Raw genomic sequence first — 19,171 nt, 5'->3', positions numbered from 1 at the left:
TTATATTGAGCAAAAAAAACGCATTACTCTTAGGGAGTAGCGTTTTCTGCCGAAAAAGATGTGGTTTATCACGCGGCTGTTGCGCTCCTGTTTCCCCCCTCCTCTTTTTTTAACCACCTCGTCAATTAAGGGGTAATCCTTTATAGGTATGGGTATACTCCAGGTGATGCCGGAAAATAGCGCCACTCCCGGATTGCGTTCCAGGTCAGGAGCTATGCTATCGATGTTTAAACGCCTTTTCACCCCGCTTACGCTGGTCAATCAGCTGGCGCTTATTGTTCTGCTGTCCACCGCCATCGGTGTGACGGGCATGACTATTTCCGCCCGTCTGGCGAACGGTATTCAGGGCAGCGCTCACGCGATTAACAAAGCGGGCTCGCTGCGAATGCAAAGCTACCGCCTGCTCGCCGCGATCCCCCTGAACGCGCAGGATCAAAAGCTGCTTGATGAAATGAATGCCACCGTCCTGAGCACCGAGCTGCGAAACGCCGCCCGCCGCGACGGCCAGGTACAGCAGCTCAGCGCCCTGCAGCAATACTGGCAGTCCGAGCTTTCCCCCAACATGCAGCGGGCGCAAAGCCAGTCCGCCGTGTCCGATGAGGTCGCCGGCTTCGTCAACCGTATCGATCTGCTGGTCACCGCCTTTGACCACACCACGGAAGAGCGCATTGAGCGCGTCGTCTGGGTACATCGCCTGATGGTGGTCTTTATGGTTCTGCTGCTGGTCTTCACCATCGTCTGGCTGCGGGCGCGCCTGCTGCGCCCCTGGCGGCAGCTGCTGCACATGGCCCGCGCCGTCAGCCATCGGGACTTTAGCCAGCGCGCCCATATCAGCGGACGCAACGAAATGGCGACGCTCGGCATGGCGCTGAACAATATGTCCGAGGAGCTGGCGGAAAGCTATGCCGTGCTTGAACGCCGGGTACAGGAAAAGACCGCCAATCTGGAGCAGAAAAACGAAATTCTCGCCTTCCTCTGGCAGGCAAACCGCCGCCTGCATTCGCAAATTCCGCTGTGCGAGCGTATTTCGCCGGTGCTGAACGGCCTGCAGGGCCTGACGCTGCTGCGCGATATCGAGGTGCGGGTCTACGACATGGAGGATGAGGAAAACCACCAGGAGTTCAGCTGCCACTCGGAAATCGCCTGCGACGATAAGGGCTGCTTCCTGTGTCCACGCAACCTGCCGCCGCTGCCGGGAACAGGCACCACGCTGAAATGGCGCCTGACCGACGCCCATAACCAGTACGGAATTTTGCTGGCAACGCTGCCGGAGGGCCGCCATCTCAGCCATGACCAACAGCAGCTGGTGGACACGCTGGTCGAACAGCTCACCGCCACGCTGGCGCTCGATCGCCACCAGGAGCGTCAGCAGCAGCTGATCGTCATGGAGGAGCGCGCCACCATCGCCCGCGAGCTTCACGACTCTATCGCCCAGTCGCTCTCCTGCATGAAAATGCAGGTCAGCTGTCTGCAAATGCAGGGAGACAGTCTGCCCGAGGAGAGCCGCAAGCTGCTGGGGCAGATTCGTAATGAGCTGAATACCTCCTGGGCCCAGCTGCGCGAGCTGTTGACCACGTTCCGCCTGCAGCTCACCGAACCCGGCCTGCGGCCTGCGCTGGAGGCCAGCTGTCGCGAATACAGCAACCATTTCGGCTTCCCTGTACAGCTGGACTATCAGCTGCCGCCGCGGTTTGTCCCTTCTCATCAGGCCATTCATTTACTGCAGATAGTCCGTGAAGCGCTCAGCAACGCCTTAAAACATGCGAACGCCAGCCAGGTGACGGTGACCGTTCTTCAGCACAACAAGCAGGTGCGCCTCACCGTAGCTGATAACGGCTGCGGCGTGCCCGATCAGGCAGAACGCCGCAACCACTATGGTTTAATTATCATGCGGGATCGCGCGCAGAGCCTGCGCGGCGATTGCCAGGTCCGCAGACGCGACAGCGGCGGCACCGAAGTTGTCGTGTCGTTTATCCCTGAAAAACCGCTCTCTCAACCCCAAGGAGATACCCATGAGTACTCAGGAACGGGCAACCATCCTGTTAATTGACGATCATCCTATGCTGCGCACCGGCGTGAAACAGCTCATCAGCATGGCTCCTGATATTCAGGTGGTAGGCGAAGCGAGCAACGGCGAACAGGGCATTGAGCTGGCCGAGGCGCTGGATCCGGATCTGATCCTGCTCGATCTCAATATGCCCGGTATGAACGGTCTTGAGACCCTGGATAAGCTGCGCGAGAAAACCCTTTCCGGCCGGGTGGTCGTCTTCAGCGTCTCCAACCACGAAGAGGATGTCGTTACCGCTCTCAAGCGCGGCGCCGACGGCTATCTGTTAAAAGACATGGAGCCGGAAGATCTGCTCAAAGCGCTGCAGCAGGCCGCCGCGGGCGAAATGGTGCTCAGCGAAGCCTTAACGCCGGTACTGGCCGCCAGCCTGCGCGCGAACCGCGCGACCTCTGACCGCGACATTAACCAGCTGACGCCGCGCGAACGCGATATTCTCAAGCTCATCGCCCAGGGGCTGCCGAACAAGATGATCGCCCGCCGTCTCGACATCACCGAAAGCACCGTCAAGGTTCACGTAAAACATATGCTGAAAAAGATGAAGCTGAAATCCCGCGTGGAAGCCGCGGTATGGGTTCATCAGGAGCGTATTTTTTAAGACGTCAACGTTCAGAACAGGCGTGAATTCCAGGAATATCTTTAACGTTCGGCTAAAGTTAAACCATCTTTCCCGGAGATACGCTATGCGCCTTTTCTGTCGTGTTTCGCTCTGCAGCGCGCTGCTGGTTTGTACCGCACCTGCGCTTGCCGACGATCTGCTGTTTATTCTGCAATCCCCGGCGTTCGCCGATAACGCCCTGCTTGAACGCAAATTTGCGGGCAATAACCCCGACAGCCCGAACTGTACCGGGCAGAACAGCTCTCCGCCACTGGTATGGAGCAATGCGCCCGCCTCCACGCAAAGCCTGGCGCTGATTGTCCACGATCCCGAGGGGAGTAAGGGGCTCGGCGTCACCCATCTGGTCGCTTATAACATTCCCGCCTCCACGACCGGCTTCGCGCTGAACGCGCTGCGTGACGGCAAAGGGTTTACCGGCGGGAAGAACACGCCCGGCACCGCCAGCTGGTACGGCCCCTGCCCGCCGCCAGGCTCCGGCGCTCATCACTATACCTTTACCCTGATAGCCACCGACCTGCCCCCGACGCTCCCGGCCGGATTAACCCGCGAGGCGCTATTTGAAAAGCTGAAGGGACACCAGCTTGCCGCCGCCGGACTCATCGGCCGGTTTGGACAATAGGTCATATCCATTGGAACAGGATGGATAACGCGGTAGCATTTGAGCACCGACTTTCCCCAAGGAGTTCTCATGCAACATATCGTCATTATCGCCAACGGCGCGGCCTACGGCAGCGAATCTTTGTTCAACAGTCTGCGCCTGGCCATCGCCCTGCGCGAACAGCAGGAGCTGGATCTAAAGCTCTTTTTGATGTCTGATGCCGTCACCGCCGGGCTGCGGGGACAAAAACCGGCCGAAGGCTACAGCATCCAGCAGATGCTGGAGATCCTGACCGCGCAGAACGTACCGGTGAAGCTCTGCAAGACCTGCGCCGACGGCCGGGGCATCTCAACGCTGCCGCTGATTGACGGGGTCGAGATTGGCACGCTCGTCGAGCTGGCGCAGTGGACGCTGGCCGCAGATAAGGTATTAACCTTTTAACGGTGAATACGCCAGGCCACAGTTTTTTCTAATGGACGCGGTTTCATTTTTCAAGTTTACCTGCGGTGTTGCCGATATGCCTGCAAACAACACAGCAGGTAACTATTATGTTTCGTTCCATTCGTACGCGCATTATTGCAGCGACCGTCGGCTGTCTGGCCGTTGCGCTGCTCCTCAACACCGTCATTAACTACCAGGTCACCCGCCAGGATAACCTCCAGGGGCAGCGTGAAACGCTCCTCAGCACCCGGGCAAGCCACAGCACGGCCATCGCCGACTGGGCTAACAGCAAAATGACCATGATCGCCTCACTGAGCAGCGTAGCGCTGAGCGATGACCCCGTTCCGCAGTTCGCGCTGATTGCCAAAGCCGGCGGCTTTAGCAACGTTTACGTCGGCTATGCCAGCAAGACGGCAAAATTCTCTGACGCGGCAGGTATTCCCGCCGACTATGACCCGACGATTCGTCCGTGGTATCAGCAGGTCGTACATGACGATGCCCCGGTCGTTACCGCACCGTATATCGATGCCGGTACCGGGAAACTGGTGGTGACCTTTGCCGTACCGGTCAAAGAAAACGGCACGTTAAAAGCGGTCATCGCCGGGGATGTCACGATGGACAGCGTGGTGGCAAACGTCCGCGAGATCCACCCAACGCCGAACAGCAGCGGGCTGTTGCTGAACAGCGACGGCAGCATTATTGCGGCAAACGATCCGGCGCTGACGCTGAAGCCGTTTGGCGATGCGCTGTCAGGCGTTGAGTTCAGCGCGCTGGCTAAAGGCGAGACCGAAAGCGGCCAGCTTCGCGGCGTCGACAAAATTCTCTCCGCAACGCCGGTCAAAGGCACCCACTGGCTGCTAGCGGTAGCGCTCGACAAAGCGGACGCTACCGCCGGGATGAATACGCTGCTGAAAGCCTCTGCCCTGTGCTTTATCGTGCTGGTCCTGCTGGGCGGGATCGTTGTTCATCTGCTGGTCGCCGCGATGCTCAAGCGCCTTATTACTATCCGTAACGCCATGCTGGCTATCGGCAACGGGACTAACGACCTGTCGCAACGCCTGCCTGAAACCGGCCAGGATGAGGTGGCGCAGATAGCGCAGGCCTTCAACCTGTTCAGCGACAAGCTGGCGCAGGTTATGCTGCAGCTGCGCGACGCCACCACCTCGGTACAAACCGCGGCGCAGGAAATTGCCGCAGGCAACCGCGACCTCTCTACCCGTACAGAGCAAGCCGCCTCAAGCCTGAGAGAAACCGCCAGCGCCGTTGAGCAGATTACCGCATCGGTCGCCCAGTCGACAGAGTCCGCCACCGCCGCCAGCGCCCAGGCGGATAAAGCGACCCAGATGGCCTCCCGCGGCGGTAACGTCGTCTCCAGCGCCATTGACACCATGCAGACCATTGAGGCCGCCTCCGCCAAAATTGGCGACATTATCAGCGTGATTGACGGTATCGCCTTCCAGACCAACATCCTTGCGCTCAACGCCTCCGTTGAAGCGGCGCGCGCCGGTGAGCAGGGCCGGGGTTTTGCCGTCGTGGCTGGCGAAGTGCGCAACCTCGCCAGCCGCAGCGCGCAGGCGGCGAAGGAGATCAAAACGCTTATCGACTCCACGACGCAAAGCGTGGCGACCGGTTCACGCTATGTGCGCCTGGCGGGAGAAAGCATGCAGGAGATTGTCGCCAACATCGACAGCGTCTCGGGCATCATGCGGGAAATCAGCATCGCCAGCAGCGAACAAATGCAGGGGATTCAGGAGATTAACCATGCGGTGATTCATCTAGATCGCATGGTGCAGCAGAACGCCGAACTGGTGGTGGAGTCTGCCGCCGCCGCCGGAGCGCTGCAGAGCCAGGCGGGCGACCTTGCTACTACCGCAGGCCATTTCCGCATTTAATTTCAGCCGGGCGCCAGAGCGAACCATAATCTGCGCGCCCGCTGAATGGTTTCAGGTTAATGTCATTTTTGTTGAATCGTTCCCGTTTTTTTTGATCAATGTCATCATCGCCCGCCTCCCTCTTTGGTGTTATGCCATGAGTGAAATGTGAACAACATCACGCACTGGCGCTCTCTGACAGGGTGGGCGTTTTTCTCTTTGTAACGGGGTTGAAAATGGCGATGGTAAAAGCAAGTCTGACATTATTTGGTGGGGATACGGTAGTCGTGCGCTGTTCTGAACAGTGCCACATTCATCTGATGAGCGCGAAAAAGCGTCTGAGCGATGCGCAAAGCGATATCTTAAGCGTACAAAACCGCGAAAGCGCCTACATGACCGTGCCCTACAGCGGCACCTGGAACGTGCTTATCGACAGCCACAGCCAGTCGCTTGAGCACTCCATCAGCTACGTTCCCGCCTGAATACGACAATACCCGGCACGCACCGGGTATTGTTTTGCTGCGCGACACCGCTGTCGTTAGCAGGCCAGCCCCGGCTGGCCTGCGCCGCCAAGCAGATAGCGCACCTTATTGACCAGTTCGTTCAGACAGTCATCCTGCATTCCCAGCTTCACCAGCTCCTGCTCCAGCGAGAACAGATACTGGGCGTTGGTCCCCAGCGGCCCGCTGGCGGCGGCGATCAGCGGCGCAATAACCTGCACGCTGGTATCCGACTCATACAGCGGATGGCGAGGGTCCATAATAAACACCAGCGCGTTTACCGTCCGGCCGTCGTCAAGCGCAAGCTTGCACCAGGTGGGCAGATAGCAGCCGGTGATCATCTCGCGTTTCCAGAGCAGCGTCAGCTCCTCCTCCAGCGCGCAATCGCGCAGGCGATACGCGACGCCGGTGGTGCGTCCGCCCTCTTTAAGGGCAAGCATGCGTCCCGGCTGGCAGGCGCTACCGCGCCCGGCCGTCAGACGTAAACAAAATGCGCGGTGCCAGCCGACGAGCGTGCCGGTGCAGGATTCACTGTAATCCAGCACCGGGTTCCACATCAGCGAACCGTAACCAAATATCCATACCGGGCCATCATCCGGACGGCAGGACAGCGTGGCGGCAAGGGATGCGGCACGTTGTTCCGGCGACCAGAGTAGCGATTCCTCGATTGCACCGAAGGCTGTTTTACAATCAGCCTTCAGCAAGAAATCACGCGTTAACACTTTAAACCTCCACCACTGCGAGCTTCCCGGCGGGATAAATTTCCTTCTGATTTGCTGAAATATTATCCAGCTAATGCTGACAATATGCAATTATCAGACCGCCTGCAAGGCAACATATGCTCAAAAAAACACATTATTCCGGCTTGAGCGAAGCGGCATGCCGCCAGCAGCGACGGGATATTAAGCGCATAATTAAAATACAACCCCATGTATCATAAACAGAAATTAAACGAAATCGATCATTACCCTCATTAGCTGAGAATTTTTATGACTAGCGGTAAATTTCGGTAAAAATTCACTGTCGCGTCAATTGCATCTGGTATTTTATTGGTTTTGATTACCTATAATTAAAACACTTGCATTAATGGAGATGGTTCATGACGCATGCACAAGAGGCGGTAAAAACCCGCCACAAGGAGACATCGCTTATTTTCCCGGTGCTGGCGCTGGCAGTGCTTTTCTTCTGGGGAAGCAATCAGTCACTGCCAGTGGTTATCGGGATTAATATCCTCGCGCTCATCGGGATTTTATCCAGCGCCTTCAGCGTGGTCAGGCACGCCGACGTGCTGGCGCACCGCTTAGGGGAACCCTACGGCTCGCTTATCTTAAGCCTTTCCGTCGTTATTCTTGAAGTCAGCCTGATTTCCGCATTAATGGCTACCGGCGACGCCGCGCCGACGCTAATGCGCGATACGCTGTACTCGATAATAATGATCGTCACCGGCGGTCTGGTCGGTTTTTCATTGCTGCTGGGCGGGCGTAAATTCGCCACTCAGTATATGAACCTGTTCGGTATTAAGCAGTATCTTATTGCCCTGTTTCCGCTGGCAATTATCGTCCTCGTATTTCCAATGGCGCTGCCGGGCGCTAATTTCTCAACCGGTCAGGCGCTATTGGTGGCCCTTATTTCCGCGGCAATGTATGGCGTATTTCTGCTGATTCAGACCCGCACCCATCAGAATTTGTTTGTTTATGAGCATGAAGACGACAGCGACGACGACGATCCGCACCACGGCAAACCGTCAGCGCACAGCAGCCTGTGGCACACCGTCTGGCTTATCGTGCATCTGATAGCCGTCATCGCCGTCACTAAAATGAACGCCAGCCCGCTTGAAACCCTGCTCAGCAGCATGAACGCGCCGGTGGCCTTTACCGGTTTCCTGGTCGCGCTGCTGATCCTTTCGCCGGAAGGCCTGGGCGCGCTCAACGCGGTGCTGAACAATCAGGTGCAGCGCGCCATGAACCTGTTCTTCGGCTCCGTACTGGCGACCATCTCGCTGACCGTGCCGGTCGTGACGCTGATTGCCTTTATGACCGGCAACGACCTGAGCTTCGCGCTTGGCGCGCCGGAGATGATCGTCATGGTCTCCTCGCTGGTGCTGTGCCATATCTCGTTTTCAACCGGGCGCACCAACGTGCTGAACGGCGCGGCCCATCTGGCGCTGTTTGCCGCCTACCTGATGACGATTTTCGCCTGATGCTGGCAGGCATAAAAAACCCCGCCGAGGCGGGGTTTTTTATTATTTGCTGGTATCGAGATCGTCGAAGTTCTTCACCAGATCGTCAATCGCCTTAATCTGCTTGAGGAACGGCTCAAGCTTATTCAGCGGCAGCGCGGACGGACCGTCGCATTTCGCGTGCTCCGGGTCCGGGTGCGCTTCAATGAACAGCCCGGCCAGGCCGGTCGCCATACCGGCGCGGGCAAGCTCGGTCACCTGCGCGCGACGACCGCTGGAGGCAGCGCCGAACGGATCGCGGCACTGCAGGGCGTGGGTCACGTCGAAAATGACCGGCGCATTGCCGGAAACCTGCTTCATCACGCTAAAGCCCAGCATATCAACAATCAGATTGTCATAGCCGAACTGAGTGCCGCGATCGCAAAGGATAACCTTATCGTTGCCGCCTTCGGCAAACTTATCAACGATATTGCCCATCTGGCCCGGACTGACAAACTGCGGTTTTTTCACGTTGATGACGGCGCCGGTCTTCGCCATCGCTTCCACGAGATCGGTCTGACGGGCCAGGAACGCCGGCAGTTGAATAACGTCAACCACGTCGGCGACCGGCTGAGCCTGCTGCGGCTCATGCACGTCGGTAATGATTTTCACGCCGAAGGTCTGCTTCAGCTCCTGGAAAATCTTCATCCCCTCTTCCAGACCCGGCCCGCGGTAGGACTTAATGGAAGAACGGTTTGCCTTATCAAAAGAGGCTTTGAACACGTACGGAATACCGAGCTTTTGGGTAACGGTCACGTAGTGTTCACAGATACGCATGGCGAGATCGCGTGACTCCAGCACGTTCATGCCGCCAAACAGCACGAACGGCAGGTCGTTTGCTACGTTGATATCGCCAATGCTAACCACTTTTTGTTTCATAAGTTCGCCTTATCAGGGGTTAATCGGAATCATTCCAGATTAATGATTAATGCAAAGTAATTTGTTTATGTGCGATGGTGTTGATCTGCGCGCGAATAATTTCGCTGATCGGGTCTTCCGGGCACTGCTCGACGAAATAGCTGAGGTCGTTGAGCGCCACATGTTCGCACTCGAGCTGGGCGTAAATAAGGCCACGGTCGCGAATTTCGTACGGATCTTCCGGATTGAACTGCAGCAGCGCCTCACTCGCGCGTAGCGCAAGCTCCATCTGCCGCTCTTCCATCAGCGCGGATTTCAGGGTATCCAGCAGCTTGCGGATAACCTCCGCGTTATCGGCCTCGTCGAGATCTTCGTTGAACAGCTCCGCCACCGGGCTAATGTTGCCTTTCAGCCACACCTCCAGCGTATGCTCATCCAGCGTGTCGCCGTTGAACGGGTTGATAAGCCACATCTCGCCGATTTCAACATCGGCGCGCAGCAGGAGCTGGGTCGGGAAAATGACCGGCACGACCGGCAGCGACAGACGCCGGGCTATCCACAGCAGGATAGCGCCCAGCGAAACGGCGCTGCCTTCACGGTTTTTCAGCACCTGATCGAGCCACAGGGCGTCGGACAGCCGGTAAATACCGTGCGAATCGCTAAAGCCCCACTCGTCGTAGAACAGCTCCAGCAGGCGTTCAATCTGACGGCTGTCGTCCCAGGACGGACTAATCTCCTCGCGCGCCAGACTCACCAGCAGCTCCAGCTGGTCTGTAACGTGCCGGGCCGGAAAATCGTCGCGAATGAGTTCGGAAATGAGGATCATGCCGTCACAAAGCGGCGCGTTGTTAAATTCAAAATCTGCTAACGATCTCATTACCTACCCCAACTACGTATTGCCTGATGACAACCTGATGACTTCAAAATGATGCTAATCATAGCGCTAATCGGCCGCTCAGTCAGCATGCCACCTCCCGAGCGTCAAACGCTCATTGCCGCCATAGTCCCGACAGGTTTCCACCTCGCGGTATCCGGCATCGGCAAAAAGCGCCCTGACCGCCGCTCCCTGCTGCCAGCCGTGCTCAAGCAGCATCCAGCCGCCGGCGCTGAGGTAGCAACGTCCCTGCGCGATAATATGGGCCAAATCGGCAAGTCCGGCGTCGGCCGCCACCAGCGCCGTTTTCGGTTCAAAACGCACGTCGCCCTGCGCCAAATGCGGGTCCTGTTCGTCGATATACGGCGGATTGCTGACGATCATGTCAAAGCGCTGGCCGTCGAGCGCGCTAAACCAGCTGCTTTGCAGCACCTGAACGTTGTTAACCCCGAGATGCGCCACATTGCGCCGCGCCAGCGCAACCGCATCGGCCACCACATCCACCGCCGTCAGCTGACAGTCGGGACGCTCGCTTGCCAGCGCCAGCGCAATAGCGCCGGTCCCGGTACCAAGGTCGAGGATTCGGCCGGGCGCATCGCCAAGACGCGCCAGCGCCTGCTCGACCAGGCATTCGGTATCCGGACGCGGAATCAGCGTGGCGGGGGAAACAAACAGCGGCAGCGACCAAAATTCACGCATGCCCACCAGGTGCGCGACAGGCTCGCCGCGCGCGCGTCGGGCCAGCAGGCCCGCCAGCGCGTCCAGCTGTTCCGCCGACAGCGGCGTTTCATCGAAGGCGAGAATAAAGGTGCGCGACTTGCCGGTCACGTGGCCAAGCAGGATCTCGGCATCGCGACGCGGGCTTTCGCTCTCTTTCAGACAGGCAATCGCCTGGGCCAGCCACTGTTGATAGCGCATCATTCCTGCTCGGACAGCGCCGCCAGCTGGTCGGCCTGATATTCCTGGACGATGGGCTCGATAAGCATATCCAGCTTGCCTTCCATGGTCTCATCCAGGCGGTAAAGCGTCAGGTTGATGCGGTGGTCGGTCACGCGGCCCTGCGGAAAGTTATAGGTACGGTTGCGATCGCTGCGATCGCCGCTGCCGAGCAGGTTGCGGCGCGTAGAGGCTTCCGCCTGCTGGCGCTTCGCCACTTCGGCGGCGCGAATGCGCGCGCCCAGCACCGACAGCGCCTTGGCTTTGTTCTTATGCTGCGAGCGTTCGTCCTGGCACTCCACCACGATGCCGGTCGGCAGGTGGGTAATGCGGATAGCGGAGTCGGTGGTGTTAACGTGCTGACCGCCCGCCCCGGAGGAACGGAAGGTGTCGATACGCAGCTCCGTCGGGTTGATCTCCGGCATTTCGGCCTCCGGCAGCTCCGGCATCACCGCCACGGTGCAGGCGGAGGTGTGGATGCGCCCCTGCGATTCGGTCGCCGGAACGCGCTGTACGCGGTGGCCGCCGGATTCAAATTTCAAACGCCCGTATACGCCGTCGCCGGACACTTTAGCGATAACTTCCTTGTAGCCGCCGTGCTCGCCTTCGCTGGCGCTCATGATTTCAACGCGCCAGCGGCGGGCTTCGGCATAGCGGCTGTACATACGGAACAGGTCGCCAGCGAACAGCGCGGCTTCGTCGCCGCCGGTGCCCGCTCGCACTTCGACGAACGCATTACGCTCGTCATCCGGATCTTTTGGCAGCAGCAGCACCTGCAGCTGCTGTTCCAGCTGTTCGCTTTTGTCTTTCGCTTCGCGCAGTTCATCCTGCGCCATTTCGCGCATTTCCGGATCGTCGAGCATCATCTGCGCGGTTTCGATGTCATCCTGAACCTGCTGCCAGTCGGTAAAGCAGCGCGACACGTCGCTTAACTGCGCATATTCACGCGACAGCGCGCGAAAACGCTCCTGATCGGCGATCGTCCCGGCATCACCCAGCAGCGCCTGAACTTCTTCATGGCGTTCATGCAGGGCTTCCAGTTTGGCAACAATAGAAGGCTTCATAGGCGTAAATTCACCTTGTAAATAAAATAGAGAGGTGCGCTATTCCAGCCCGAGGCTGTTGCGCAGAATATGCAGGCGTTCATCATCCCCGTCACGGGCTGCCTGCTGAAGTGATTTGGTTGGAGCGTGGATCAAACGGTTGGTCAGCTTACGGGCCAGATCCTGCATAATCGCCTGCGCGTCGCCGCCCTGCTCCAGAGCCGCCAGCGCTTTGGCCGTTAATTCTTCCCGCACCAGCTCCGCCTGTGAACGATAGTCGCGGATGGTTTCGCTGGCGTTTTGCGCGCGCAGCCAGGCCATGAACTCGCTGGTTTCCTGGGCGACGATGGTCTCCGCCTGCTGCGCCGCGGCTTTGCGCTGCGCGAGGTTGTGCTGAATGATGTTCTGCAGGTCGTCCACGCTGTACAAATAAGCGTTGGCGAGCTTGCCGACCTCCGGCTCCACGTCGCGGGGCACCGCGATATCCACCAGCAGCATCGGCTGGTTGCGGCGAGCCTTCAGGGCGCGCTCCACCATCCCTTTGCCAATAATCGGCAGCGGGCTGGCGGTAGAGCTGATAATAATATCCGCCTCCTTCAGCCGCTCATCGACCTCGCTCAGGGCGATAACCTCGGCGCCGACCTCGTCCGCCAGCACCTGAGCGCGTTCGCGGGTTCGGTTAGCGATAAGCATCTTTTTCACCCGGTGCTCGCGCAGGTGGCGCGCCACCAGCTCGATAGTCTCTCCCGCGCCGACCAGCAGCACGGTGACCGAGCCCAGAGATTCAAAGATTTGCCGCGCCAGCGTACAGGCGGCAAACGCGACCGATACCGCGCTGGCGCCGATATCGGTTTCCGTACGCACGCGCTTCGCCACGGAGAAGGATTTCTGGAACATACGTTCCAGCTCGCTGACGTTCAGATGGCCGCGGCTGGAATCGGCAAAGGCTTTTTTGACCTGCCCCAGGATCTGCGGTTCGCCCAGAATCAGCGAGTCCAGCCCGCTGGCGACGCGCATCAGATGGCTGACGGCGTCGTTATCCTGGTGCCAGTACAGGCTCTGGCGCAGGTCGTCCTCGTTGAGCTGGTGATAGTCGCACAGCCAGCGGATGAGCGACTCGTGCAGGTTATCCTGCTCTTCCACGCTCAGGTACAGCTCGGTACGGTTACACGTCGACAGCACCACTCCGCCCTGCACCATCGGCTGAGCCAGCAAGCTCTCCAGCGCCTGGTCGAGGCTGTCCGGCGAAAACGTAACGCGTTCTCGCAGCGCGACCGGAGCTGTTTTATGGTTGATGCCAAGTGCTAATAGCGTCATGGGTGCGGGAGTAGTACCAGCGTTGATAAGGTTAGTCTGAGCGCATCATACAGGATGCGCAAGGTCAATAAAAGAGACAGTCCCCTTTTGGAGTAATCGGTAATTTCATGATTTAAGACAACCTGAACGTAGACGCTGGTAGCGTGCGGCGCTAGCATTAACGGTTATAACTGCTCGCTGATACACAAAAAATCATCTGAAAGGATTTGCCCCCTTATGACACGACTGATTCGCCTGCTGCCGCTGGCGGCACTGGTTCTCACGGCCTGCTCCATCAATGCCCCAAAAGGCCCCGGTAAAAGTCCGGATTCACCGCAATGGCGTCAGCATCAGCAGGATGTGCGCAATCTGAGTCAGTATCAGACCCGCGGCGCGTTCGCCTTTATCTCCGATCAGCAGAAGGTCTATGCTCGCTTCTTCTGGCAGCAGACCGGCCAGGACACGTATCGCCTGCTGCTGACCAACCCGCTTGGCAGCACCGAGCTTGAGCTCAATGCGAAGCCGGGCAGCGTCGAACTGGTGGACAATAAGGGCCAGCACTACACCGCCACCGACGCCGAGGAGATGATTGGCAAGCTGACCGGGATGCCGATTCCGCTCAACAGCCTGCGTCAGTGGATCCTCGGCCTGCCGGGCCAGGCCACCGACTACACCCTGGACGAGCAGTATCGTCTGAGCACCCTCAACTACACCCAGGACGGCAAAACCTGGAAAGTGGTGTACGGCGGTTACGACAGCACGACCAAACCCTCGCTGCCGGCAAATATGGAGCTGACCGAGGGCAGCGAGCGCATCAAACTGAAAATGGATAACTGGATCGTTAAATGAGCACCCGTTGGCCCTCCCCGGCAAAGCTGAATCTGTTTTTGTACATCACCGGCCAGCGCGCCGATGGTTATCACACCCTGCAGACGCTGTTTCAGTTTCTTGACTACGGCGACACGATAACCATCGACCTGCGCCAGGACGGCCAGCTGCGCCTGCTGACGCCCGTCGACGGCGTGCCGGAGGATGAGAACCTGATCGTTCGCGCCGCCCGTCTGCTGATGCGCGCGGCGGCAGAGAGCGGACGGCTTCCGGCCAACGCCGGCGCGGATATCGGTATCGAAAAGCGCCTGCCGATGGGTGGCGGTCTTGGCGGCGGCTCCTCCAATGCGGCGACCGTACTGGTCGCGCTGAACCACCTGTGGCAATGCGGGCTGTCGGTTGACGAACTGGCGACCCTTGGCCTGACCCTCGGCGCGGACGTGCCGGTATTCGTCCGCGGACACGCCGCCTTTGCCGAAGGCGTCGGCGAAGTACTGACGCCGGTCGACGTTCCGGAGAAATGGTATCTGGTGGCGCACCCTGGCGTCAGCATTCCGACGCCGGTGATTTTTAAGGATCCGGACCTGCCGCGCAACACATCGGTGCGGTCAATAGAAACGTTACTAAAATGTGAATTCAGCAACGATTGCGAGGTTATCGCAAGAAAACGTTTTCGCGAGGTTGATGCGGCGCTTTCCTGGCTGTTAGAATACGCGCCGTCGCGCCTGACTGGCACAGGGGCCTGTGTCTTTGCTGAATTTGACACCGAATCCGCCGCTCGTCAGGTGCTAGAGCAAGCCCCGGAATGGCTGCATGGTTTTGTAGCGCAAGGTGTAAACCTCTCGCCGCTTAAGCAAGCCATGACCGGGCAAGCTGAGCTCCGGTGACAACGTCACCCTGTTCCAGACGTTGCATCGCGCTCGTTAATACACCGCCTGGATAGAATTTTGCCTGGCCCGCACAGTTTTTGGCAAATTCTATCCACCACTGGACGCATGCCTGAGGTTCTTCTCGTGCCTGATATGAAGCTTTTTGCTGGTAACGCCACCCCGGAACTAGCACAACGTATTGCCAACCGCCTGTACACTTCCCTTGGCGACGCCGCTGTAGGCCGCTTTAGCGACGGCGAAGTCAGCGTACAAATTAACGAAAATGTACGCGGTGGTGATATTTTCATCATCCAGTCCACCTGTGCGCCAACCAATGACAACCTGATGGAACTGGTTGTGATGGTCGATGCCCTGCGTCGTGCTTCCGCAGGCCGCATTACTGCTGTTATCCCCTACTTTGGCTATGCCCGCCAGGACCGCCGCGTCCGCTCCGCGCGCGTGCCAATTACCGCCAAAGTCGTCGCTGACTTCCTGTCCAGCGTAGGCGTTGACCGTGTTCTGACGGTTGACCTGCACGCCGAACAGATTCAGGGCTTCTTCGACGTCCCGGTGGATAACGTATTCGGCAGCCCGATCCTGCTCGAAGATATGCTGCAACTGAATCTGGATAACCCGATCGTGGTTTCTCCGGATATCGGCGGCGTTGTTCGCGCACGCGCTATCGCTAAACTGCTGAACGATACCGACATGGCTATCATCGACAAGCGTCGTCCGCGCGCTAACGTTTCCCAGGTGATGCACATCATCGGCGACGTTGCGGGCCGCGACTGCGTGCTGGTTGACGATATGATCGATACCGGCGGTACCCTGTGCAAAGCGGCAGAAGCGCTGAAAGAGCGCGGCGCGAAGCGCGTGTTCGCTTACGCAACGCACCCGATCTTCTCAGGCAATGCGGCAAACAACCTGCGTAACTCCGTCATTGACGAAGTGGTTGTCTGCGACACCATCCCATTAACCGACGAAATCAAAGCGCTGCCGAACGTGCGCACCTTGACCCTGTCCGGGATGCTGGCCGAAGCGATTCGTCGTATCAGCAACGAAGAATCCATCTCCGCAATGTTCGAACACTGATCGAACACGGCCGAAAAACCCGCTGCGGCGGGTTTTTTTGTCTGTAACACTTATTTGTATGACTAATGCCTCCTTCACCTGCCATTCATATGACAGATGATGCGCTCTCGGATGAAAGATAATTGTGAAAACTATTTTTTCCTCACATGTTCTGCCCTTTCGCGCCCTCATCGACGCTTGCTGGAAAGAGAAGTACACGGTTTCGCGGTTTACGCGCGACGTTATTGCCGGAATAACCGTCGGCATCATCGCCATCCCGCTGGCGATGGCGCTGGCTATCGGCAGCGGTGTGGCCCCGCAATATGGCCTTTATACCTCGGCGGTCGCAGGGATCGTGATTGCCCTGACCGGCGGCTCGCGCTTTAGCGTCTCCGGCCCGACGGCGGCGTTCGTGGTGATCCTCTACCCGGTTTCGCAGCAGTTCGGCCTGGCCGGGCTGCTGGTCGCCACGCTGATGTCCGGCGTATTTTTGATTCTGTTTGGTCTGGCCCGCTTTGGCCGGCTGATTGAATATATTCCCGTTTCCGTCACGCTCGGTTTTACCTCGGGGATTGGTATTACCATCGGGACCATGCAGATCAAGGATTTCCTCGGCCTGCAGCTCACCCACGTCCCGGAGCATTATCTGCAGAAAGTCGGCGCGCTGGCGATGGCGCTGCCGACAATCAACCCCGGCGACGCCGCGATTGGCATCGTCACGCTCGGAACGCTGATCGCCTGGCCGCGGCTCGGTATCCGCCTGCCGGGCCACCTGCCCGCGCTGCTGCTGGGCTGCGCGGTGATGGCGGTGGTAAACATTCTGGGCGGCCACGTGGCCACTATCGGCTCGCAGTTCCACTATGTGCTGGCAGATGGCTCGCAGGGCAGCGGTATTCCGCAGCTTCTGCCGCAGCTGGTGCTGCCCTGGAACCTGCCGGGCTCCAGCTTCACCCTGAGCTGGGATTCGCTGCGCGCTCTGCTGCCTGCCGCCTTCTCCATGGCGATGCTCGGCGCGATTGAGTCACTGCTCTGCGCGGTGGTGCTGGACGGTATGACCGGCACCAAGCATAAGGCCAACAGCGAGCTGGTCGGCCAGGGGCTGGGGAATATCATTGCCCCGTTCTTCGGCGGTATTACCGCAACGGCGGCAATCGCCCGCTCTGCCGCCAACGTGCGCGCCGGGGCGACCTCGCCAGTCTCAGCGGTGATCCACGCGCTGCTGGTCATTCTCGCGCTGCTGGCGCTGGCGCCGCTGCTCTCCTGGCTGCCGCTCTCCGCCATGGCGGCGCTGCTGCTGATGGTGGCCTGGAACATGAGCGAAGCGCATAAGGTGGTGAACCTGCTGCGCCGGGCGCCGAAAGACGACATCATGGTGATGCTGCTCTGTATGTCGCTGACCGTGCTGTTTGATATGGTGATCGCCATCAGCGTCGGCATCGTTCTGGCCTCGCTGCTGTTTATGCGCCGTATCGCCCGCATGACGCGCCTTGCACCGGTGAGCGTCACGGTACCGGACGACGTGCTGGTGCTGCGCGTGATTGGCCCGCTGTTCTTTGCCGCTGCGGAGGGCGTGTTCACCGACCTTGAGTCGCGTCTCGCCGGAAAGCGTATTGTGGTGATGAAGTGGGACGCGGTGCCGGTGCTGGACGCCGGCGGGCTGGACGCCTTCCTGCGTTTTGTGCAGCGCCTGCCGGAAGGCTGCGAGCTGCGGGTCAGCAATCTGGAGTTTCAGCCTCTGCGCACCATGGCGCGTGCCGGCGTACAGCCGATTCCAGGCCGTCTTGCGTTTTATCCCAACCGTGATGCGGCGCTGGCCGATTTATGATTGTCTCGCAGCGGCCCTGCGCCGCTGCATCAACATCCGATGCAAAAAAAAACGACTCGCTGTGAGTCGTTTTTTTAAATTCTCATTTACCGCTAGCTGTGCTTATGCTCGTCGCGACGGCAGCGTTTGTCGTAGTGGCGCACCCACCAGTATCTGTCGCTGACCTGTTCATGCCCGCTGACGCGCGCCCCTGCGAGCCAGAGGACTGCACCAAGGAAAATACTCAGCACGGCGCCATGTGCGAAAAATTGCGGCAGGTTAAGTTCAGGCAGCTGGTTTAAAATAGAATAACCAACGCCGACAACCATCACCACTAACCCTAAACCCATGAGCACGTTACCGAGTCTTGAAGCGTTTCTGCGTTTCATATGTCACCTCCGGAACTTTGGGTTGTTCAGGGACAAATCCCTACTCCTTGTGTGTAAAGTATAGACTACAGGTCTGCCGCTTAGTGCGTGAGGGATCACAAATACACACAACTGAGTAACAAAACTTTACAAATAACCGCCTGAAACTAATTAAAAATCTAATTGTTTATTCACGTAACTACCCGTTTCGCTGGCAGAATTTTGTCTTCCGCTCCCGCAACCAGTAAACTACGCGCCAGATATCGACCCACTCAGGAACAAGTACGTGACGATAAAACTGATTGTCGGCCTGGCAAACCCCGGCGCGGAGTATGCGGCTACCCGCCATAATGCCGGCGCATGGTATGTGGATTTACTGGCCGAGCGCTTTCGCGCCCCGCTGCGCGAAGAGAGTAAATTTTTTGGCTATACCTCGCGCATTAACGTTGCCGGTGAAGACGTTCGCCTGCTGGTGCCTACCACGTTTATGAACCTCAGCGGCAAAGCCGTAGCGGCGATGGCGACCTTTTTCCGCATCGCTCCAGATGAAATCCTGGTCGCGCACGATGAGCTGGATTTACCGCCCGGCGTGGCGAAATTCAAACTCGGCGGCGGTCATGGCGGCCACAACGGTCTGAAAGACATCATCAGCAAGCTGGGGAATAACCCTAATTTTCACCGCTTACGCGTCGGAATCGGCCATCCGGGCGATAAAAACAAAGTTGTTGGCTTTGTGCTGGGCAAACCGCCGCTCTCTGAGCAGAAGCTGATTGACGAGGCGGTAGACGAAGCGACGCGCTGTACGGAAATTTGGCTGAAAGACGGTTTGACCAAAGCCACCAACCGCCTGCACGCATTTAAAGCGCAATAACGCCCCAACGTGCGGCATTTTCGCCGCGCGCCGTGTATAAT

19 protein-coding genes are annotated in these 19,171 nt (G+C 58.5%); 12 read left to right on the top strand and 7 right to left on the bottom strand.

Annotated features, from left to right (window positions below; translation table 11 throughout):
• Positions 1 to 223 precede the first annotated feature (223 nt).
• The 6 genes from narX (at position 224) to ENTCL_RS10235 (ending at position 6,076) form a co-directional block, all read left to right on the top strand.
• Complete coding sequence (gene narX / locus ENTCL_RS10260; protein WP_013366050.1) at positions 224 to 2,050, top strand: nitrate/nitrite two-component system sensor histidine kinase NarX; 1,827 nt, start codon at positions 224 to 226, stop codon at positions 2,048 to 2,050.
• Positions 2,013 to 2,663 (top strand): two-component system response regulator NarL, encoded by a 651-nt coding sequence (narL, locus tag ENTCL_RS10255; protein WP_013366049.1) that lies wholly within the window; start codon positions 2,013 to 2,015, stop codon positions 2,661 to 2,663. Before narX ends, narL begins: the two co-directional genes overlap by 38 nt.
• Before the next feature lie 85 nt (positions 2,664 to 2,748).
• Entirely contained in the window at positions 2,749 to 3,303 is a 555-nt protein-coding gene (locus ENTCL_RS10250) for a YbhB/YbcL family Raf kinase inhibitor-like protein (protein ID WP_013366048.1), read from the top strand.
• A gap of 69 nt (positions 3,304 to 3,372) precedes the next feature.
• On the top strand, positions 3,373 to 3,723 hold the full coding sequence (locus ENTCL_RS10245) for a DsrE/DsrF/TusD sulfur relay family protein (RefSeq protein ID WP_013366047.1): 351 nt from the start codon (positions 3,373 to 3,375) through the stop codon (positions 3,721 to 3,723).
• A 107-nt stretch (positions 3,724 to 3,830) separates the two neighbouring features.
• On the top strand, positions 3,831 to 5,615 hold the full coding sequence (locus ENTCL_RS10240; protein WP_013366046.1) for a methyl-accepting chemotaxis protein: 1,785 nt from the start codon (positions 3,831 to 3,833) through the stop codon (positions 5,613 to 5,615).
• 215 nt (positions 5,616 to 5,830) lie between these two features.
• Positions 5,831 to 6,076, top strand: coding sequence for a DUF1883 domain-containing protein (locus ENTCL_RS10235; RefSeq protein WP_013366045.1), 246 nt, complete (start codon positions 5,831 to 5,833; stop codon positions 6,074 to 6,076).
• 56 nt (positions 6,077 to 6,132) lie between these two features.
• On the opposite strand, the gene ENTCL_RS10230 is transcribed toward ENTCL_RS10235, so the two are convergent.
• Complete coding sequence (locus tag ENTCL_RS10230; RefSeq protein WP_013366044.1) at positions 6,133 to 6,816, bottom strand: gamma-glutamylcyclotransferase; 684 nt, start codon at positions 6,814 to 6,816, stop codon at positions 6,133 to 6,135.
• A gap of 377 nt (positions 6,817 to 7,193) precedes the next feature.
• On the opposite strand from ENTCL_RS10230, the gene chaA reads away from it, so the two are divergent.
• Positions 7,194 to 8,294: a sodium-potassium/proton antiporter ChaA gene (gene chaA / locus ENTCL_RS10225; protein WP_013366043.1), complete on the top strand. Its 1,101-nt coding sequence runs from the start codon at positions 7,194 to 7,196 to the stop codon at positions 8,292 to 8,294.
• A 42-nt stretch (positions 8,295 to 8,336) separates the two neighbouring features.
• Here chaA and kdsA read toward each other — a convergent pair whose 3' ends face one another.
• The 5 genes from kdsA to hemA form a co-directional block, all read right to left on the bottom strand.
• On the bottom strand, positions 8,337 to 9,191 hold the full coding sequence (gene kdsA / locus ENTCL_RS10220) for a 3-deoxy-8-phosphooctulonate synthase (RefSeq protein ID WP_013366042.1): 855 nt from the start codon (positions 9,189 to 9,191) through the stop codon (positions 8,337 to 8,339).
• A gap of 46 nt (positions 9,192 to 9,237) precedes the next feature.
• Positions 9,238 to 10,047: an invasion regulator SirB1 gene (gene sirB1, locus ENTCL_RS10215; RefSeq protein WP_013366041.1), complete on the bottom strand. Its 810-nt coding sequence runs from the start codon at positions 10,045 to 10,047 to the stop codon at positions 9,238 to 9,240.
• 78 nt (positions 10,048 to 10,125) lie between these two features.
• The gene (prmC, locus tag ENTCL_RS10210; protein WP_013366040.1) at positions 10,126 to 10,962 is read right to left on the bottom strand and encodes a peptide chain release factor N(5)-glutamine methyltransferase; all 837 of its coding nucleotides are present in this window, start codon (positions 10,960 to 10,962) and stop codon (positions 10,126 to 10,128) included.
• A complete protein-coding gene (prfA, locus tag ENTCL_RS10205) occupies positions 10,962 to 12,044 on the bottom strand; it encodes a peptide chain release factor 1 (protein ID WP_013366039.1) in 1,083 nt (360 codons plus the stop codon). The genes prmC and prfA overlap by 1 nt, the downstream gene beginning before the upstream one ends.
• A gap of 39 nt (positions 12,045 to 12,083) precedes the next feature.
• Positions 12,084 to 13,340, bottom strand: a complete 1,257-nt coding sequence (gene hemA / locus ENTCL_RS10200; RefSeq protein WP_013366038.1) for a glutamyl-tRNA reductase — start codon at positions 13,338 to 13,340, stop codon at positions 12,084 to 12,086.
• A gap of 216 nt (positions 13,341 to 13,556) precedes the next feature.
• Between hemA and lolB the strand changes: the two genes are divergently transcribed.
• The 4 genes from lolB (at position 13,557) to dauA (ending at position 17,912) form a co-directional block, all read left to right on the top strand.
• Positions 13,557 to 14,168 (top strand): lipoprotein insertase outer membrane protein LolB, encoded by a 612-nt coding sequence (gene lolB, locus ENTCL_RS10195; RefSeq protein ID WP_013366037.1) that lies wholly within the window; start codon positions 13,557 to 13,559, stop codon positions 14,166 to 14,168.
• Complete coding sequence (gene ispE / locus ENTCL_RS10190; protein WP_013366036.1) at positions 14,165 to 15,034, top strand: 4-(cytidine 5'-diphospho)-2-C-methyl-D-erythritol kinase; 870 nt, start codon at positions 14,165 to 14,167, stop codon at positions 15,032 to 15,034. The genes lolB and ispE overlap by 4 nt, the downstream gene beginning before the upstream one ends.
• Before the next feature lie 126 nt (positions 15,035 to 15,160).
• Complete coding sequence (prs, locus tag ENTCL_RS10185; protein ID WP_001518537.1) at positions 15,161 to 16,108, top strand: ribose-phosphate diphosphokinase; 948 nt, start codon at positions 15,161 to 15,163, stop codon at positions 16,106 to 16,108.
• A 124-nt stretch (positions 16,109 to 16,232) separates the two neighbouring features.
• The gene (gene dauA, locus ENTCL_RS10180) at positions 16,233 to 17,912 is read left to right on the top strand and encodes a C4-dicarboxylic acid transporter DauA (protein WP_013366035.1); all 1,680 of its coding nucleotides are present in this window, start codon (positions 16,233 to 16,235) and stop codon (positions 17,910 to 17,912) included.
• A gap of 92 nt (positions 17,913 to 18,004) precedes the next feature.
• On the opposite strand, the gene ychH is transcribed toward dauA, so the two are convergent.
• Complete coding sequence (gene ychH, locus ENTCL_RS10175) at positions 18,005 to 18,280, bottom strand: stress-induced protein YchH (RefSeq protein ID WP_013366034.1); 276 nt, start codon at positions 18,278 to 18,280, stop codon at positions 18,005 to 18,007.
• Positions 18,281 to 18,545: 265 nt separating this feature from the next.
• Between ychH and pth the strand changes: the two genes are divergently transcribed.
• Positions 18,546 to 19,130, top strand: a complete 585-nt coding sequence (gene pth / locus ENTCL_RS10170; RefSeq protein WP_013366033.1) for an aminoacyl-tRNA hydrolase — start codon at positions 18,546 to 18,548, stop codon at positions 19,128 to 19,130.
• The last annotated feature ends 41 nt before the right edge of the window (positions 19,131 to 19,171 follow it).

The organism is [Enterobacter] lignolyticus SCF1 (assembly GCF_000164865.1).
In the GTDB taxonomy this organism is placed as follows: Bacteria; Pseudomonadota; Gammaproteobacteria; order Enterobacterales; family Enterobacteriaceae; genus Enterobacter_B; species Enterobacter_B lignolyticus.
This window is presented reverse-complemented; position numbering and strand designations above follow the sequence as displayed.

Excerpts from the sequence above, each read along its gene's own strand:
- narX (WP_013366050.1), top strand. The coding sequence starts at position 224 with ATGTTTAAACGCCTTTTCACCCCGCTTACGCTGGTCAATCAGCTGGCG.
- narL (WP_013366049.1), top strand. The coding sequence starts at position 2,013 with ATGAGTACTCAGGAACGGGCAACCATCCTGTTAATTGACGATCATCCT.
- ENTCL_RS10250 (WP_013366048.1), top strand. The coding sequence starts at position 2,749 with ATGCGCCTTTTCTGTCGTGTTTCGCTCTGCAGCGCGCTGCTGGTTTGT.
- ENTCL_RS10245 (WP_013366047.1), top strand. The coding sequence starts at position 3,373 with ATGCAACATATCGTCATTATCGCCAACGGCGCGGCCTACGGCAGCGAA.
- ENTCL_RS10240 (WP_013366046.1), top strand. The coding sequence starts at position 3,831 with ATGTTTCGTTCCATTCGTACGCGCATTATTGCAGCGACCGTCGGCTGT.
- ENTCL_RS10235 (WP_013366045.1), top strand. The coding sequence starts at position 5,831 with ATGGCGATGGTAAAAGCAAGTCTGACATTATTTGGTGGGGATACGGTA.
- chaA (WP_013366043.1), top strand. The coding sequence starts at position 7,194 with ATGACGCATGCACAAGAGGCGGTAAAAACCCGCCACAAGGAGACATCG.
- kdsA (WP_013366042.1), bottom strand. The coding sequence starts at position 9,191 with ATGAAACAAAAAGTGGTTAGCATTGGCGATATCAACGTAGCAAACGAC.
- sirB1 (WP_013366041.1), bottom strand. The coding sequence starts at position 10,047 with ATGAGATCGTTAGCAGATTTTGAATTTAACAACGCGCCGCTTTGTGAC.
- prmC (WP_013366040.1), bottom strand. The coding sequence starts at position 10,962 with ATGCGCTATCAACAGTGGCTGGCCCAGGCGATTGCCTGTCTGAAAGAG.
- prfA (WP_013366039.1), bottom strand. The coding sequence starts at position 12,044 with ATGAAGCCTTCTATTGTTGCCAAACTGGAAGCCCTGCATGAACGCCAT.
- hemA (WP_013366038.1), bottom strand. The coding sequence starts at position 13,340 with ATGACGCTATTAGCACTTGGCATCAACCATAAAACAGCTCCGGTCGCG.
- lolB (WP_013366037.1), top strand. The coding sequence starts at position 13,557 with ATGACACGACTGATTCGCCTGCTGCCGCTGGCGGCACTGGTTCTCACG.
- ispE (WP_013366036.1), top strand. The coding sequence starts at position 14,165 with ATGAGCACCCGTTGGCCCTCCCCGGCAAAGCTGAATCTGTTTTTGTAC.
- ychH (WP_013366034.1), bottom strand. The coding sequence starts at position 18,280 with ATGAAACGCAGAAACGCTTCAAGACTCGGTAACGTGCTCATGGGTTTA.